Raw genomic sequence first — 16,294 nt, 5'->3', positions numbered from 1 at the left:
ATTTAGCCTGTGTAATCTCTGCCAGATTCAACCACTAACTGCATCAAAGATCATACCAATAGCTAAATTCAGCATAACTCGATAAAGTCAAAGACCCGCCCCGCTTTTCGTTATGCAAAACTATTTGATTGTTAGTGACCGTTACCTTCCATTCCTCACCATCACCTTTGTAAAAAAAGGTATAAGGTTCTGACAGTTGTAAATCATGAATAGTGTAATCGCTCGATAATCGTTCTATCACTTGCCATAGCATCAACACATCGCGGTTAGCTTGATAGAGCTCCGGATACAAATTATCCAGCATGGAAACTTTCGAAATATCAAACTGTTGCTGTGTCTTAAATATTTCTTTAACTCTTGTTCTAAGCTGTGAAAGAATCTCTCCATTTAACTCAATTACTGTCTTTTCCATTTGGCTTATCTTCCTTTTCTATTCTCAGCTAACACTGGATACCGGGGTCAGGTCTACTAACTTAAGACGCAAACATAACTGAAGTGCAACGTAATTCAAGTAAGTCACTGAGGCACGATGCGATTAAGTCGACATAACTCAAGCCGAATACACATAACGTAATGATTTCAAATAAATTATTTTTTACATCCCAATTTTCAAGTTAATTAATCGCATGTTTCCTAGTCTGCAGGAGGCACTTTGTAATGTAATTGAGACGCAAGAAAGTTTTCAAATAGCTTTTCAACAACCTCTATAGAGGAATTCAAGCGATGATCACCGGAAATTAAATGCAATGTACAGTCGGTGCTTCTTGCAAATTTTATTGAGTTATCTGGTGGGATAACATCGTCAGACCAGCCATGCACAATTTCTATGTAGGTGTTCTTGCTGTAAGCTTGCTGTTTATACCCTGGTACAAATAGAGCGGGAGCCAGCAAAAAAATTCCTTTGGCATTAACCTGTTCCGAGGCAACCAAAGAAACATATCCCCCCATGCTCGATCCCACCAGTAGAAAATCGCCTTTTTCACGGTTTAATATGTTCAACAGCCGTTCGACCCTAAGGTCAGGATCGAGAATGTCTGAATAATCGATACTGTCCACGCCATACCCCTGATCAGAGGCAATATTTGCAAGCCGTTTGATTTTACTCCCCCAAGGGCCACTTTCTTTACCGTGTGAAAAATAGACTTTCATAGTTCTCCTTACATTTTACCCATCAGCAAAACGCTATGTACTTAAATTGCTCTTGATAGAAAGGGCAACACGATTGCTCAGAGTTACCCAAGCGACCAATATTTATAATTTTCACATTGAGGGTTACAGCAGCCTGGGTTAAAAGGAATAATCGGAAAGTGTAGTAGTTTTCCGTCATCGGTTAAACGCTCACAGCCCATAGGGTAGTTAATTGGCGAGCCGCATATCTTGCATGTATGGCTGCCACAGCAACTCTGACAAAACCAGGGGTGATAGCCTGCAGTCACTTGCTCTTTTATCTTTTTAGTTATTTGTGGCGACCATCGCGTTGTATCGCCTCGAAGTTGAACTTGAAAGCACTCATTGATATCGATTAGCTGTTTTTGTTGATTTTTTGAAAATGGTTCACCTGTTTTTGTTGTGACATATAACCCGATAAATGGTGTTGCCGTTAAACGGTATCCCCCCACCTGTTCAATCGTTTTGCCACAGAAAATGCATTCAGTCGCTGGTGGAAGTACGAGTGTTTTCAAATCAAACATGGCGAACTCCTTCTGATAACTTAAGCCTCAGAATTACTTCTCTACGGGGATTGATGGATTAACCTGGGCAACCAAATCTACTAACTGTAACGCCAAGCGCCCCGCTTGCGCTCTGTGCTCATGGTGGTCCCATGAATTTCCCATCAACTCCAGTTCCAGCGTCCATATCCAGACTGACAGAATTTCCACATTGCCAGCGGCGGCTAATAAGGCCGTTTCTTCGACATACGCTTCATATTCATCTCGGCATTCCTGAATGATATTGACACCGATGGGATCCCATTTCTGCCACAGGAAATCATCCACCAGCGCAAAGAGGTCATCGTTCACCTCAAGCATTTGCCTTAAGGTTTTTAGATGGCTTTGCAGTAATGCATTTGCCCCCTGCAGTGGAAATGATTCCAACGACTGCTGACCCACAAAGGTGATATCGGTATCAGTTAATGCCGTAGACTCACCCGACACCCATTCATACGCGACTAACGGTTCATCATCTTTGGCAGCATTGTAATCTACACACACCACGTTATCGGACAGAATGGCCGGGTAACCGCTAAGGGTGTAATGGCCAACCACTACCGGCACCGACAGCTTGTTAGCGTTATGAGGTTTACGTAATGGGATATCCGGTACAGCGCTTTCCGCACCTTTCGGCACCTGGGCTAACTGGCGGTAGTTTTCGGCTTTATCTGCCCACCAGCGCACCCGGATTTGCCGACGTTCTTTGCCGGTTTTATCCTTGAAACTACTGCCTTCCGGCAAGTCTAATTCCGGTCCTTTCAGCAGGGTTTCCAGCAGGTGATAGAGTTCTTGCTGTTTATCAAAGGCGTCCAACCAGTATTCCGCTTTAAGACTGTAATCTGGATTGAGATAGGGCTTTAACCGGGCAATCGCCTCATTATCCCAGCAGGCATGAATTGCGCGAATTTCTGCAAAATCAGCAAACAGTGGCCGCCGTTTGAACCAGGCTATCCACGACTGATGCAATGCAGAGCCTTCACCCACTTCATCCAGAAATGCACCATGCTGTTTGCGATTATCCGCTGTATGTGGCCGTAGCGGTTCATGGGTAGTTGGGTGACGTAATGCCCAGCCAATGGCGTTCAGCTCATGGTTCCCCATCAGGCACTCAGCTCTGCCCGCATCCACCAGCGCTTTCACCCGTTCCAGCGTGCGTAACTGGTTGATGCTGTCCCCCACTTTGTTGTCGATAAGGTCGCCAATAAACACGTAAAAGGTGTCATCACCCTCTTCATCATCAGCACCTCGTTGCTCCAACAGAGCTTCCAGCTTTTGGACCTGACCATGAATGTCACCGATAAACAGATAGCGCCGTTTGGCATCATCGGCACACAGTTCCCCTAGGCGGTTTAGGATCGCCTGCAATACCCCGTCATCGGCAAAGCCATCCAACAACCCCTGCGTGAAGCGGTCACCACGATTAATACTGGTGATAAGACAAAAGCACTCTTCAATCGTTGCCCCGGCGATATGACGTGGTTCGGTTAGATATTGATGCTGTCTAATCCAGCTCATCCAATCCCAGCCTGCCAACATGAGCCCGTTTGCGTATGCTGAGTGCAGGAAATTATGGGAAATATCTGTCTGGCAATCTGCGATAAAACCCCTGATGACCAGATTGTTCTGACGGGCAATTAACAGGTAGGCTCGCAGGCAAATCTCTTCCTGCCAGGCCAGCTTGTTCAGCCAATCACGTGGCAGGTTGTTATAACCGTAAAATGCTCCCGCCAACTGGCCGTAAATAGCGGCGACAGTATCGGCATCATCCCCGAGATTGGCAGCCATGATGGCACCGCGTTCAAACGTTTCGCTATTCCAGAAGCACCACAAGGCTGCCTCCAGTGAATCGATGACGTAACCCGAACTGCTAATCTGGTCCCGATTTTTATGGAAATAACTGCCAGTAATCACCTTAAGCGTTTCGGGGTGCATGTCGCCCATAAGCGACTTAAAGACAGGGTCAACACTTGTCAGCAGTTCTTCCTTATCCATCGGTTCTTCAGTATTGAGCAAGACATGCAGCAAGTAGGTCATGTACTGACAGGCATCAACGCAGCGCTGCTCGGCATGGGTTGTGCGGCTGACTTCTGCTGCCATTTCCAATGCCGATTGCAACGTGCCGTAATGGCTCATTAACGCCACTGGCGCGATGCGCATCAAACTACCATTACCGGCACTGTTAGGGGCGTCACTGCCAGCCAGTGCAATTCCATCCGCCTCAAATCGGCGCAAAGCACCTGAGACGGTAGAGCCAATATCAAAGCAACTACCAGTGCAGGAGTTATAGCCATCATCGCGCCAGGCAACATAACGCTGCATCTGGTCTTGTGGGTTACTGGCACCAAACTTAATGAGGCTGTCCGCCAGGCACAACATCATCGAAGTGTCGTCGGTCCATTGGCCCGCCTTGAGACGAAACGGGCCGCCGCCGACGATATCAGTCACTACCGGTGATGTTGGCCGCAATTGGAATTCCAACGTTGTCCCTAACGCATCCCCTAGCGCCAGCCCGACTAATGCGCCCTGGGCTTTATCCATTTTAAAATTCATAGGGTCACTTCCTTTTAAATTAAGTAATGCCGACGTGCTACTGATACTGCGCCAGTGCGGCCTGGAGTTTGGCTTTGGTGCTTTGCCGCAGTGTTTCTGGTGCCAGCACTTCAATTTGGTCTGAATACGACAACAGCCACCAGCTCAACTGCCAGCTGTCATGAACGGTTGCCTGCAGTTGAAAATGTTCGTCATCGAGAACGGTTAACTGCATATCGTCAGACAAGGGCGCTTCACTTAGATGGTCAGCCAACATGGCGGACACTCTCGCTTGCAGTTGCACCTGCTGACCGTTAGAAAATTGCATCGCCCCACTTTGCAGATAACTGCTGAGAGTAAATGTGGCCGGTCGTTGCTGGTGGAGGTCACTCGTCGTCACGCCTTTAATGCGGTGCATCGCAAACAACTTGATGGCGGTTTCCACCATCACTTGAGCAACCAGGTATAGCATCACCCCGCGCTGCACCAACGCTAACGGTAACAGTTGATAAACTTTGGCTATGGGCTGGTGGGCAGCCTGGTATTGCACCTGAAGAGTCTGGTCTTTTAACAACGCATCCTGCACCAGCGACAACACGGTTTCATCAATTAGCGGCGGTTTCTGGCTCATTCCCGGTGGCACACTGCCCACCTTCTCGAACCATCCGGCCACATCACTTTGTGATTTCATCGCCTGCAATACCTGACGGGCATGCTCAAAGCTGGGGCGCAAACATTTGAGCACCGAGCCTGGCAGTAACTGCCGCATGGTGCTTTCCACCAGCATCAGCGACAGCGCTTCATTAATACTGACACCCTGGATGTCGATTTTGCGGTTATCCATCCAGCGCCAACGAAGTGGTTTGGTTTCAATGGTGGAATAAATGGGGAAACGCTGGCAGATACTCTCCATATCGCGCTGCACAGTTCTCAATGTCACATCCAGACCTTCATCCATCAGGAACTGCCTGAGCTCCGCATTACTGGCACCCTCACCTATCTGGGGCACGTGTTGCAGTAACAACCATTGGCGATAAAGGGTATTAGTGACATTCGCAGCTGACATAGCATTTCCTGTACGAGGGTTAATCCAATTTATCACTGCAGCACAACCATTGATGCAGCCAACATTCCTTTGATGTGAACAAGATAACAGCACAATGCGACAGCTTGTGTCGCGTAATTAACATTTTTTTAAAATTTCGTTTTACTGTTGTACTCAGCGGAATTCCTTGGGTATCGTTATCCACATGCTCCACAGGGATAATCATAAATGGATATTTACCAAACGCTGAAGGCCCGTCATCGTGCTGAGCGGGATAACTACCCTATCAACCTGTCTTTACGTGTACATCGCAGCCTCAGCTGGCTCAATAATGCCGAGCAGCATCGCCAAGCGGATGCTGACAGTGCGTTTATTTTTTACTGGATTGCGTTTAACGCTGCCTATGGTTTTGATGTAGACAGCGAATACCGCCAAGGTGAAAAGCAGTCTTTCCGAGATTTCCTATCAAAAATTGTCGCGCTGGACACCAATAAGCAACTGGAAAAACTGGTGTGGCAAAAATTCAGCGGTCCCATCCGAGTATTACTGGATAATCAGTATGTGTTTCAGCCGTTTTGGGACTTTCACAACCAACGCATTGATGAAGCCGACTGGCTGGATAAATTCAAGTCTGCCAAAACTGCGGCTCATGCAGCGATGACCAACCGGGAAACAGACAAGGTGCTCGCCATTATCTGTAACCGCCTTTACACCCTACGCAATCAATTAATCCATGGTGGCGCCACCTGGCAGAGTGCGACCAACCGTGACGCCATGCGTGACTGCACCGAAGTGATGGCCTGCCTGGTGCCCACAGTGATCGGCATTATGATGGATAACCCGAAGACTCTGTGGGGTGATCCGATATATCCGGTGATACAGAAGTAAAAGGACCAGCAAAATATGCTGACATTGTCGGTCAAGGACATACGATTCAGTAGAAATGGAAGAGACAACATCAATGGAATTTATTAACAGATCAGTTGGCATCTCAGGTAACGAAGGCCTCATCTTCATAAAATTTGGTGAAACACCAAACCATAATCCTGACATTATGGCTGCGCGCCCCATTATCGTAGACCCCGAAACTTATACAGAAGCATTCAATCGTATGGTCAGGGAATTACCCTCATTAATCGACCCAGTGAGCAAGCTGAACGGGCAATTATGTAACCTCCCCGAGTTACTACTGGCTTTGGAACTACAAGGATTCACTATTCATTGGCGTGAAGGTTGGCGTGACGCTGCCGTAGCCGCTTTAGCCAAAGCAAAACAAGAGCCGAAATATCCCAATCCTACAGACAAGGATGTTGCTCACACCACCAGTTCCGAGGAATGGGATAATATTGTGTATTAACAGGGGGGGTCTTTCGTTATATAAAGGCCAGATGATTATGTTTTGCCCCTCTAGCAAAATTCATTGCATTACTGCCCCTTACTGAATTCATCGCCCTGCGATGGCGGATACAACTTACAGATCTAACAACAATTTCATGTTGACCCCGCGCTGAAATATATGCAATAACATCTGATTTCTTCACTTCAGCTTGAGCGATTCTCTTGGTATTCACGGCAAATTGACTCGCAACCATTTTGCTTAACGTCCAACTCAAACTGTTTCGACCGATGTCTCTACCGAGAAGACCATCATAGCCTCGATATATCCTAAGTGGTGTTGGCAACTGCTTTAGCCACAAAGACTCGGCAGGACTCATGAAGCTATCTTCACCTGACAACTTCAACGAAAAAAATTGTTCCCATAGATCTACCACGGATGACACAGTGGTTTGATTTAGCCACGTATCACGAGCGATTTTCCACGCTTTTACCTCTGGAATTGAATGACGTTTTGAATATTCAATTAAATAAGGCATTCTAAAATTTGGAACGCGACACTGAATTGCTGCGGAGAAGTTATTCTGCATTGTTGCACTAAGAGCACTTTGCCGTTTAGCAGAAATATCGGCTAACACATCCCTTAATGTCTCCGCATATTCTCTATCTTTAAGACCTTGCCAAGAAGCCTCTAAAAATTCATTTTTAACAACAATCGAAGATTCAAAACAAAAAACGCCATCATATCGTGATGCAATAAATTTTAGTTTTTCTTTTTCTTTCAATTAAAAAATCTCTATTCGAGCCCATTGATGGCCCTATCTGGGATTGAATTCACCTCAAAAATTAGAGTGTTAGACGTTGCACTTTGGCGAGCAAGCCATCACAGATACTGTCTCTAATATTGTTCGGAAAATCTTCAGGTAGGTTAACTTTAACATTCGCTATTGCTCCTTCTGCCTGCTGAGTAAAATCCTGCAAGATGCGACGCATCTCCTCTTGAGAGAAACCGACTTGCTTAGCAGTATTGAAGAAATGGCGAGGGAGAATCTGATCTATCTTGTACTTTTTGCCTTTGGACGTTGTTAGTCCCATGGCAAGTTTTGCATCGCTAAGATGAAGCCCTCGGCCACCAAACGCCGGATACATAGATATAATGTCATAAAATGGGGTGAGCTGATAACGGCCTTCCGGCCTGATGAAAATGGAGAAGTTTTTAGCATGACCATCAGTTGCCGCGAGCAACCAGAATATGACTTGCGCCTTCATAAAGTTGTATCGATCTTGCTCGGCGGTCATAGAGCCTCGCAGAAAATCCATGATTTGTTTAATGCCTGGGCCACCATGGGTTTCATACTTTTTGGCCGAAGGTACGTTAAGCACCTGACAAAAATCCTCTTGAGGCAGCCTCAAAAGCTGCTGTCCATCCGAAGCAAGACGCCTATCAAAACGTTCAACTGCAAGCGCTTTAATATTACCCGTTTTAAGGATTGAGCACTCAGGAACATCTAGGCCAAACGCAGCAGAAAGCTGCGTACAGAGAAACTCATTTTCTACGCTGTCTGAGAGATCGATGCTGTATGAATGCGTTTCAATTTTACCTATTGGCAGTTTAATAATATGGCTGGTGGGCGTGCCCCCCACTGGTAAACACCATTGGCCCAGCCATTTAAGTAAAGCGGTTTTCTCCTGCGCACCAGCAATCGAAATACGGAAATCATCTTCTGACTCAATCATGCCTAGCGGAGCTTGCTGCTGATAACCTGTTAGCACCGCCTGTAAGCTAGTATCGGTAAGAGGCTTATACTGCATTGGCTGACGGGTATCTGGCTGCACACCATGCGGCATCAACTGAATCGCCCCAATGCAATCCATACCAATAGCGGTCAACAGATCAAATGGCTGGTTTGAGTTGGTTTGATAACGAGCAACGATACGTTGCCTTATCTCAGAATTATCAGGCAGTAAGTTATCGAAAAAGTTATAAACTTCATCGCCTTGATATTCTTGGCGCCGCAGTGGCATTGCCATCGAGATCGGGCGAGTGCCTGCGGTAGCGAGCCATTGTGTATCATATTTAAAATGATGGGCGCCATTGGTGAGCTTAGATAACACTCCAACCATATAACCATTCATATAAACATCAAGTGAAGGCATTACCATTCTTCCTTCCACGCAGTTGCGTTATCTTGCCCCGTTGAAGAGTTGCGAGGCTGGATGGACAACTCAAGCTCTAAGGCTGACAGTAATTTGAAAAATGTCTCCAACTTGGTGGACTCAGGCGACCGCTCAAAGCTAGATACCGTGTCTTGCCGAATCCCAACTTTGTTAGCGACATCTGCCTGTGATTTTTTGTCACTGAGCCGTACATCTTTTAGGTAGGCACTTAATTGTTGGGGGGTAGTAACTTTCATCAACAAATCCTTATAAAAGCAGCAATAAGCGACACAACCATTGAGACCACATTTACACGCCAAAACCGTTAAATCAATATTTATACGCTATAACCGTTAATAATGATATTACACGCTATAACCGTTAAAAAGTATAGCCATAAATTGTTCTGATACCTCTATGCCTTCAAGCGCGAGACATGTTTTTCATTGAATAAACCCCGATTGAAAGTACCTAATCGGGTGGCCACTCTTTCGAACGACAGACATCATCGGTATTGAGATTTGGTCAACTTATTCATACAAGTCTCCAGTCTGCAAAATGGGGATGTTTATCCATTTTTGCGTTGATCTCTGAAGCACTATCAGAGAAACCATGTTACGCCGCTGGAGATCGGCACTATCCCCACCTTAAGGCCAAAGGGCTTAAACAATCGATTCAGGATATCTGTCTTATAACTACCCCGGTCATTCTCCACATCAGAAAGGGTCTTACGAGACACTTTAGCCAAGTCAGCATACTCGTCTTGCGTCAGGCCTAATACCTCAACTCGAAGAGTTTTAAGGGCTTGCCCCTGGGTTAGTTCTCCCCGTATAAGCCTTTGTGTAATGGCATGAATCGCATTTTTCCGTTCGATAGTGCTAACACCGCTTGATTGCTTGGATGCTCGCTTAGGGGCTTGTATTGGCGCTTCTACAACATTTTCAGATTGCTGACGCTTCAACGCTTCAGTGGCAACCTCACTCCGTTGCTGCCGATTAGCTCTAAGACGAGCAATGGTTTCTTTGGCCGTTTCAGCAGTATATGGTTTATCACTCATAGCAGCCCCCAACGAGCAAGCTTTTGTTCAATATAAGTAAAGCCAATAGCAGGCATGTCGATGATCCGCTCAGGTACACCGCGTTCAATTAAACGTTGCTTCAAGCCTAGGCATTGCTGGGCAGTGAGCTTTAACTCTGTCATCAGCGCCTGAGCGGGCACTAAATCAGCTAATGTGTCAGCAATGCCCTGAAAGTCATACTCACCCCCGACTTCGAGCGGTGCTTCCCATTTGGTGGTTCTGACCACGCCTTCAGGGTCAGCTTTCATTGGTGCAAAGTCATAGATAGGCGCAAGCTTTATCCAACCATCGCCTCTAAGAAACGCGGTATTGCGCCCGTGATTATCACTGTTGCCAAATAGGATATTGAGAAAGTCTCGCTGCACCCACTCAAGCACAAACGCGCGTACGTCAAACTGATAGCCTAGCTCTAAGACCATATGGCTGTGAGTGATTTTATCGATCAGCGTTCTTATGGTTTGCTCGTGATCTAAGGTCACACCCGCACCTTTGCCAAGAATCGAATAGACCGACTCCATCGCATGACGTTGCTGGCCTCGCTCGCTGAAATAAATGTCAAAACGCGGCAACCATAGCGACGGGTAGGAATGGCCTTCTTCGAGCCGCATATTGGCCGTAGGGATTGTCTCAAAGCCCATTTCAACCAATTCATGATAATAGTGGTATTCAGCGCGTAAGATATCGCAGTCAACGGGTGACCGAGCACCTCTCGGATATTTCACCAAATAATGAAGGTCTCGGTTTTGCGGTTCGTCTTGATAGCTATCAATCCAGATATTTTGCCCATCGTCGCAACGTAGCAACAGCTTCGGCGCTTCACCACCAGCCCCTGTTGCACCACCAGCGGCAGCACCTCGATGTTGCGCATAATCCAAAAAGTCAGCTGCTCGATCCTTAACATCGTCAACAGTGAAGGTCAGTTTATCTGCGATAGCCGTGCGCTCGGGCAACGATTCCTTAACCCGCAAATTGCCTATGGGCGCAATGGTGCCATATTTCAGCAACACAAAATTTTGCTCGTCGACACTCAGATCAGCAATATCGAGATAATTCAACCAATAGCGACGGCTGGCACCGCTCGGCATAATGTCATCAAGGAAGCAAAGCCATCCCGGCTCATCAAAAAACAGACTCACGGGGTGGTTTAGAGAGACGGCGTGCATGTCGTCTTTATCTAGCTCAGCCAAAGCGTATGCTTGCTCGTAATCTAACGAGGTGAGCCGATAATTACCTTGTTCACTCTCAGGAAAAGAGAGCTGTGCAATATCTCTCCACCGGCCATTGATGAACGCCTGAATGGTCAAATGTTCCATAAGAGCTCCAAAACAGATAATGAGTAATAAAATACTCATTATTTCATAAATAAACAAATAATGAGTAACTAACTACTCAAAATACTACTTCAGTATAGAAAATATACAAAGCTTTTATGAGGCATATATGGCATTTAATATACAATTTTTGGGAGTAAGCGAGCCTGTAAGGCCTTTTAATTGTCCACCGAAAACAAGCTCTCAATCTCGTCCCAACCCGGTAGCTCATGGCGCTTAGGTGTCATTTCACACTCTAAACCAACCGCATCAAGCAAGCGCTCAAAGATGTCGAATGAGCCAGTAAAACGACCATTCTTAATTTCTGAGATAGTAACTTTATGCATACCTGTGAGCTCTGAAAGGTGCTTCTGCGTTAAACCGAGCGCTTTGGGGTATTGGCTTACTGTCTTACCTATCGCTTGCCATATCAACGCCACCAATTATTAGCTATATGGCTAACATGACAGTTAATGAAGTAATTGTTATCTATATGGCTAACATTGTTTGGATGAAATATTGGTAAGGCTATTGGTGTATAACCTGCCATTAACCAAAAGCACGATAACCATCCCAGCTGTCAGGTGAAATTGTCCGTAACCACATATCCAATGCTGCACGTTTTTCATTCATATATTGACTGCGATTGTAGATGCCAGCGACGCCACTAACTGTATGCCCAAGCAGATGCTCCACCACGTGTGGTAATACACACCTAAATCATTTAAGCGAGTGGCAAGTGTTCGCCGTAGGTCATGCAGCGTCCACTTTTCTTTGTGTCCAAGGCGCTTCCATATGTTACCGCCGAAACCACTCACTGTTTCGGGGCTTTTTACTCCACCAGCAGATATCCATTTAAATTTGCTGATTTTTATTAATGGCATTGATGGTGATAAGAGTCTTCGTTTCAACGATTCATAAGTCGGAACAATGATCGTGATTAACTAACTGAAAGATTAAGCCAGATTAGATATTTCACCCAATCCAGAGGATTTTCTACACTTTGATCAGAAGGGTCATTTTGTGTGGCCATTTTAGGACTGTAAAACGGCTTAGGACATCACGTTAATGCTCGCATCATGAAACGCTGAAGCATCAATAACCAGTTCATTGTCGCCAGCTCGACTAGGAGCAGTGTTATGAGTTTAAAAAGCCCCAGAATTGGTACCAACTCTCATAATGGTGAGAAGACATTCCCATCCCACAAACATCACAAACGTAAGTCACACCATCAGGTTCAAGCTACACCCCCAGTGTCGCAGGAACTCATTATTGAGGGTGCAAGCTGTACCAGCTGTGTAGATAAAATCGAATCGGCGTTAAGAGCTGTGCCAGGTGTGGTTACGGCGGAGATGAATTTTGCTCAGCGTACGGTAAGCGTGAAAGGAACTGCGCAGGCAGACACGTTGATGAAAGCTGTAGAAAAAGCTGGCTACAACGCAAAGGTTACGGTCTCTGAGAGCGAAGATGATACGCTGGCTGAAAAAGAACACGCCGATTGGGTTTACTACAAGCGATTAATGCGTGAGATGACCATCGCATTATCACTGGGTATACCCTTAATGATCTACAGCGTTATTGTGGGCGAAATAACAGTCACCACGACAATCGAACGTATTGTCTGGCTAGTTGTTGGACTATTAACCTTTGGCGTCATGTTTTTTTCCGGCAAGCACTTTTATATAGGAGCTTGGCAATCCTTTAAAAATCATTCTGCCAATATGGATACTCTGATTGCATTGGGGACAGGGACTGCATGGATTTACTCCATGGTGATCATCTTTGTACCAAATGCAGTCCCTGAAATGGCGCGCCATGTTTATTTTGAAGCCACGGCTATGATTATTGGTTTGATTGATTTGGGTCTGGCACTCGAACTCAAAGCCCGTGGACGAACATCAGAAGCCATTAAGCGTCTTATCGGTCTGCAGGCCAAGACCGCTCGGGTGATCCGCGATAGCAAAGAATTGGATGTCGCAATCACACAGGTGCAGATGGACGACGTGGTGCGTGTTCGTCCCGGTGAAAAAATTGCCGTTGATGGTGAAGTCTTCGAGGGTCATACCACCATTGATGAGTCCATGTTAACTGGCGAACCTATGCCCGTAGAAAAAAACGTGGGCGATAAGGTAGCTGCAGGCACCATCAATAAGAGTGGTTCCATTTTGTTTACAGCAACCCGTGTTGGTAAAGACACCGCGCTGGCGCAGATCATTAATATGGTTAAGCGTGCACAAAACGCCAAACCTCCAATTAGCCGGATCGCAGATGTAATTTCTGCGTATTTTGTTCCTGTAGTGATGATTATTGCTGTCGCCAGTGCGCTCATTTGGCTCAACTTTGGCCCAGAGCCGACGGTAGCATTTGCCATCGTATCAGCCACAACGGTATTAATTATTGCCTGTCCCTGTGCCTTAGGTCTGGCGACACCTATGTCGGTTATGGTGGGGGTACGCAAGGCCGCGGAGGCTGGCGTGCTGATCCGCAATGGTGAAGCGTTGCAAACCACCTCAAAGATTACTGCAATGGTCCTTGATAAGACCGGTACCATCACCTTAGGAGCACCAAAGGTCACCGATATATTAGTGGCAGGCGAGCAAAATGAAGACACAATCCTGCGACTAGCGGCAACCCTCGAAGCCGGTTCTGAGCATCCATTGGCACTGGCAATTGTGGAGTCCGCTCAAGAAAAAGGTATCGAAATTGGTAAGGTCTCCAATTTTAATGCCATTACTGGCCGCGGGGTACAGGCGGATGTAGATGGTAAAACGCTGTTGTTCGGCAATGAACAATTGATGCGAGAGCGCAATATTGAACTTGGTGGTTTTGTTGAAAAAGCACAAACGCTGGCCGCCGCCGCAAAAACTCCAATGTATTTTGCCGTGAATAACCAGCTTTCAGCAATTATCGCTGTAGCCGATCCCATCAAGGAAGACTCTATCGCCGCAATCAAACGATTGCAGCATAACGGTATTCGCGTCGTGATGCTGACCGGCGACAACCGTGCCACTGCAAAAGCCGTCGCTGAAAAAGCAGGCATCAAAGAGTTCTTCGCCGAAGTGTTACCGGAGGATAAATCCAAAAAGGTTCAGGAACTGCAGATGGAAGGAGAAGTCGTCGGCATGACCGGGGACGGTATCAACGATGCACCAGCGCTGGCGATGGCCAACGTGGGTTTTGCCATCGGCACAGGTACCGACGTTGCTATTGAGAGCGCCGATATAACGTTGATGAGAGGATCACTGCATGGACTCGCTGATGCAATTGCGGTAAGTAGAGCCACGCTGCGCAACATCAAACAGAACTTGTTTGGTGCATTTATTTACAACGCTGCCGGGATCCCTTTCGCAGCTGGGCTGTTATACCCGTTTTTCGGTTTATTACTAAGTCCTGTCATAGCCGGTGCTGCGATGGCATTTTCGTCATTGACCGTTGTCACCAATGCCAATCGTCTGCGCTTGTTCAAGGCTCAGGAACATTAATGGCTATTCCGACAGCACCTGTAAGTTAGGAGAATAGACATGCTATTGATCAATATTGCCGGCATTGTTCTGATTGCGACCATCATTTGGTGGTTTTGGCTTTACAAGGCTAAAGAGGCAACGGTCGGAGAAAATGACCTAGTGATCACAGTGGAAAACGGCACTTATTCACCTTCGCGAATTAAAGTCCCTGCTGGTGAACCGGTTGAACTTAAATTTATGCGCAAGGATCAATCCCCTTGTTCTGAAATCCTACTCATTCCTGACTTACAAATCAGTGACACTTTACCGCTCAATAAGCTGAAATCCATTCGGTTACCGGCATTAAAATCGGGGGCGTACGCATTTCATTGCCAGATGCAGATGTATCGCGGCGAAATTATAGTGAAATAGCCAATAGACGATGATGAAGACTATTGTCGATAAACTTTATATCGCTGATTTTTACGAACATGTACCTCATGGAGAGTCTAAATGTATAAGCGAAGGAGTAAATTGCTGTTACCCGTATAAGGAGTAAGGCGATGAACGAGCATCATTCAAATGTAAATCCAGGGTTCCTGACTACGCATACCTTGCAGCTTAGCGGGTTAAATCAACAGAATACGATATTGATCGTTAGGGAACTTGAGGAACTCCCCTACATGGACTCAGTTACGCTGAATGAAGCAAAGCAAACCATTAAGCTTGCCTATGACGCATCTCATCATGATATTGATGAGATGATTGCCATCATAAAAAAGTACGGTGCTGCCTTATTTAATAGCTGGTGGAGCCGGACTAAACTGGGTTGGCAACGTCAAATTGACCAAAACATCAAGGACAATGCAAATCTTGAGGCGCACTGTTGCAATAAAATGCCGCCACGTAAATAAAAGTATCGGCGTGACTGATGAATTTCATTCGTGATCATCTGAAAATCATAGAGTTGATTGAAAAAAAGTACACGAGCAAGGTAATTCAGCAATCAATAATGGACAATGATCACAATCTAGTGTGCTTGAATCATTAGTTCTTGATTGTTGTTCTACGAATAGTATATTTAGTACCAATTCCATTGAGGTATAGAACTTCAGCTATGCGAAACTTGCTGTTAATAACAACACTGGCAATGATGCTGATCAGTCAGGCGCTCGCGCCAAGACTGGTTGCTGCTATGCCTGTGTCACAGCAAATGTTCGCTCAATCCCATACCCAAGAAGCTCATGCCACTATGGCCTGCTGTCAGGGGAAAATGGATTGTAAACATTGTAATTCAGCGGCAGATAACTGTGGTCAGGTAGGAAATTGTGCCAATCACTGCAGTAATTTAATCTCTGTCATCACCCCTATCACCGCTTTACAGTCACAACCTATGTTGGCTCAAGAAATTTCTTGTCCTACATGGAGTGTACAGACTGCTACTGTTGGCGTCCAAACACCACCGCCTAACTACCTGTAATTCTTTTTAACATTTTGTTTTAAAGGCTTAATGCCTAAGTAACTACTGTTTATAGAATTTTAGGAGTACGGTCATGTTCTCAAAAACTACTTTAGCAACTATTGCTGCATCCGCTTTATCTTTGTCCACTCTGTTCGTTGCACCACTCACTCAGGCCGCGCAAGTCTCTTTGCCAGATGACCTGCAGGTACTCAGTATCGATGGG

18 protein-coding genes are annotated in these 16,294 nt (G+C 46.0%); 6 read left to right on the top strand and 12 right to left on the bottom strand.

The window, feature by feature from the left end; all coding sequences use genetic code 11:
• Nucleotides 1-43: 43 nt before the first annotated feature.
• From PY479_RS10435 to PY479_RS10415, 5 genes are all read right to left on the bottom strand, one after another.
• Nucleotides 44-412 carry a hypothetical protein gene (locus PY479_RS10435; RefSeq protein WP_275483714.1) on the bottom strand — a complete coding sequence of 123 codons (369 nt, stop codon included), beginning with the start codon at nucleotides 410-412 and terminating at the stop codon, nucleotides 44-46.
• 221 nt (nucleotides 413-633) lie between these two features.
• Nucleotides 634-1,149: an alpha/beta hydrolase gene (locus PY479_RS10430; protein WP_275483713.1), complete on the bottom strand. Its 516-nt coding sequence runs from the start codon at nucleotides 1,147-1,149 to the stop codon at nucleotides 634-636.
• Nucleotides 1,150-1,232: 83 nt separating this feature from the next.
• A complete protein-coding gene (locus PY479_RS10425; RefSeq protein ID WP_275483712.1) occupies nucleotides 1,233-1,691 on the bottom strand; it encodes a hypothetical protein in 459 nt (152 codons plus the stop codon).
• A gap of 33 nt (nucleotides 1,692-1,724) precedes the next feature.
• Nucleotides 1,725-4,262, bottom strand: coding sequence for an ADP-ribosylglycohydrolase family protein (locus PY479_RS10420; protein WP_275483711.1), 2,538 nt, complete (start codon nucleotides 4,260-4,262; stop codon nucleotides 1,725-1,727).
• 37 nt (nucleotides 4,263-4,299) lie between these two features.
• Nucleotides 4,300-5,307, bottom strand: a complete 1,008-nt coding sequence (locus PY479_RS10415; protein ID WP_275483710.1) for a WYL domain-containing protein — start codon at nucleotides 5,305-5,307, stop codon at nucleotides 4,300-4,302.
• A 207-nt stretch (nucleotides 5,308-5,514) separates the two neighbouring features.
• Between PY479_RS10415 and PY479_RS10410 the strand changes: the two genes are divergently transcribed.
• Together PY479_RS10410 and PY479_RS10405 are read left to right on the top strand one after the other, a co-directional pair.
• Nucleotides 5,515-6,174, top strand: coding sequence for a HEPN domain-containing protein (locus PY479_RS10410; RefSeq protein WP_275483709.1), 660 nt, complete (start codon nucleotides 5,515-5,517; stop codon nucleotides 6,172-6,174).
• A 73-nt stretch (nucleotides 6,175-6,247) separates the two neighbouring features.
• Nucleotides 6,248-6,643 carry a hypothetical protein gene (locus tag PY479_RS10405; protein ID WP_275483708.1) on the top strand — a complete coding sequence of 132 codons (396 nt, stop codon included), beginning with the start codon at nucleotides 6,248-6,250 and terminating at the stop codon, nucleotides 6,641-6,643.
• Between the two features lie 16 nt (nucleotides 6,644-6,659).
• Here the strand turns inward: PY479_RS10405 and PY479_RS10400 are convergent, their stop codons facing one another.
• The 7 genes from PY479_RS10400 to PY479_RS10370 form a co-directional block, all read right to left on the bottom strand.
• Complete coding sequence (locus PY479_RS10400) at nucleotides 6,660-7,406, bottom strand: hypothetical protein (protein ID WP_275483707.1); 747 nt, start codon at nucleotides 7,404-7,406, stop codon at nucleotides 6,660-6,662.
• A 61-nt stretch (nucleotides 7,407-7,467) separates the two neighbouring features.
• Entirely contained in the window at nucleotides 7,468-8,778 is a 1,311-nt protein-coding gene (locus PY479_RS10395; protein WP_275483706.1) for a type II toxin-antitoxin system HipA family toxin, read from the bottom strand.
• Nucleotides 8,778-9,035: a helix-turn-helix domain-containing protein gene (locus tag PY479_RS10390; protein ID WP_275483705.1), complete on the bottom strand. Its 258-nt coding sequence runs from the start codon at nucleotides 9,033-9,035 to the stop codon at nucleotides 8,778-8,780. Before PY479_RS10390 ends, PY479_RS10395 begins: the two co-directional genes overlap by 1 nt.
• A 344-nt stretch (nucleotides 9,036-9,379) precedes the next feature.
• Entirely contained in the window at nucleotides 9,380-9,835 is a 456-nt protein-coding gene (locus PY479_RS10385) for a helix-turn-helix domain-containing protein (protein ID WP_275483704.1), read from the bottom strand.
• Nucleotides 9,832-11,169 carry a HipA domain-containing protein gene (locus PY479_RS10380; protein ID WP_275483703.1) on the bottom strand — a complete coding sequence of 446 codons (1,338 nt, stop codon included), beginning with the start codon at nucleotides 11,167-11,169 and terminating at the stop codon, nucleotides 9,832-9,834. Before PY479_RS10380 ends, PY479_RS10385 begins: the two co-directional genes overlap by 4 nt.
• Nucleotides 11,170-11,345: 176 nt before the next feature.
• Entirely contained in the window at nucleotides 11,346-11,606 is a 261-nt protein-coding gene (locus PY479_RS10375) for a helix-turn-helix transcriptional regulator (protein WP_275483702.1), read from the bottom strand.
• Between the two features lie 109 nt (nucleotides 11,607-11,715).
• Nucleotides 11,716-11,865, bottom strand: a complete 150-nt coding sequence (locus tag PY479_RS10370) for a hypothetical protein (RefSeq protein ID WP_275483701.1) — start codon at nucleotides 11,863-11,865, stop codon at nucleotides 11,716-11,718.
• Nucleotides 11,866-12,305: 440 nt separating this feature from the next.
• Between PY479_RS10370 and PY479_RS10365 the strand changes: the two genes are divergently transcribed.
• From PY479_RS10365 to PY479_RS10350, 4 genes are all read left to right on the top strand, one after another.
• The gene (locus tag PY479_RS10365) at nucleotides 12,306-14,648 is read left to right on the top strand and encodes a heavy metal translocating P-type ATPase (RefSeq protein WP_275483700.1); all 2,343 of its coding nucleotides are present in this window, start codon (nucleotides 12,306-12,308) and stop codon (nucleotides 14,646-14,648) included.
• A 39-nt stretch (nucleotides 14,649-14,687) separates the two neighbouring features.
• Complete coding sequence (locus PY479_RS10360) at nucleotides 14,688-15,041, top strand: cupredoxin domain-containing protein (protein WP_275483699.1); 354 nt, start codon at nucleotides 14,688-14,690, stop codon at nucleotides 15,039-15,041.
• 131 nt (nucleotides 15,042-15,172) lie between these two features.
• A complete protein-coding gene (locus PY479_RS10355) occupies nucleotides 15,173-15,523 on the top strand; it encodes a hypothetical protein (protein ID WP_275483698.1) in 351 nt (116 codons plus the stop codon).
• 203 nt (nucleotides 15,524-15,726) lie between these two features.
• Nucleotides 15,727-16,089 carry a hypothetical protein gene (locus tag PY479_RS10350; RefSeq protein ID WP_275483697.1) on the top strand — a complete coding sequence of 121 codons (363 nt, stop codon included), beginning with the start codon at nucleotides 15,727-15,729 and terminating at the stop codon, nucleotides 16,087-16,089.
• Nucleotides 16,090-16,294: the final 205 nt, after the last annotated feature.

Source organism: Shewanella sp. A32 (assembly GCF_029167175.1).
Lineage (GTDB): Bacteria > Pseudomonadota > Gammaproteobacteria > Enterobacterales > Shewanellaceae > Shewanella > Shewanella yunxiaonensis.
The sequence above is the reverse complement of the archived record's forward strand: the minus strand, read 5'-3'. Positions and strand labels throughout refer to the sequence as shown.

Excerpts from the sequence above, each read along its gene's own strand:
- PY479_RS10415 (WP_275483710.1), bottom strand. The coding sequence starts at position 5,307 with ATGTCAGCTGCGAATGTCACTAATACCCTTTATCGCCAATGGTTGTTA.
- PY479_RS10385 (WP_275483704.1), bottom strand. The coding sequence starts at position 9,835 with ATGAGTGATAAACCATATACTGCTGAAACGGCCAAAGAAACCATTGCT.
- PY479_RS10395 (WP_275483706.1), bottom strand. The coding sequence starts at position 8,778 with ATGCCTTCACTTGATGTTTATATGAATGGTTATATGGTTGGAGTGTTA.
- PY479_RS10355 (WP_275483698.1), top strand. The coding sequence starts at position 15,173 with ATGAACGAGCATCATTCAAATGTAAATCCAGGGTTCCTGACTACGCAT.
- PY479_RS10435 (WP_275483714.1), bottom strand. The coding sequence starts at position 412 with ATGGAAAAGACAGTAATTGAGTTAAATGGAGAGATTCTTTCACAGCTT.
- PY479_RS10405 (WP_275483708.1), top strand. The coding sequence starts at position 6,248 with ATGGAATTTATTAACAGATCAGTTGGCATCTCAGGTAACGAAGGCCTC.
- PY479_RS10360 (WP_275483699.1), top strand. The coding sequence starts at position 14,688 with ATGCTATTGATCAATATTGCCGGCATTGTTCTGATTGCGACCATCATT.
- PY479_RS10380 (WP_275483703.1), bottom strand. The coding sequence starts at position 11,169 with ATGGAACATTTGACCATTCAGGCGTTCATCAATGGCCGGTGGAGAGAT.
- PY479_RS10430 (WP_275483713.1), bottom strand. The coding sequence starts at position 1,149 with ATGAAAGTCTATTTTTCACACGGTAAAGAAAGTGGCCCTTGGGGGAGT.
- PY479_RS10425 (WP_275483712.1), bottom strand. The coding sequence starts at position 1,691 with ATGTTTGATTTGAAAACACTCGTACTTCCACCAGCGACTGAATGCATT.
- PY479_RS10350 (WP_275483697.1), top strand. The coding sequence starts at position 15,727 with ATGCGAAACTTGCTGTTAATAACAACACTGGCAATGATGCTGATCAGT.
- PY479_RS10420 (WP_275483711.1), bottom strand. The coding sequence starts at position 4,262 with ATGAATTTTAAAATGGATAAAGCCCAGGGCGCATTAGTCGGGCTGGCG.
- PY479_RS10365 (WP_275483700.1), top strand. The coding sequence starts at position 12,306 with ATGAGTTTAAAAAGCCCCAGAATTGGTACCAACTCTCATAATGGTGAG.
- PY479_RS10410 (WP_275483709.1), top strand. The coding sequence starts at position 5,515 with ATGGATATTTACCAAACGCTGAAGGCCCGTCATCGTGCTGAGCGGGAT.
- PY479_RS10390 (WP_275483705.1), bottom strand. The coding sequence starts at position 9,035 with ATGAAAGTTACTACCCCCCAACAATTAAGTGCCTACCTAAAAGATGTA.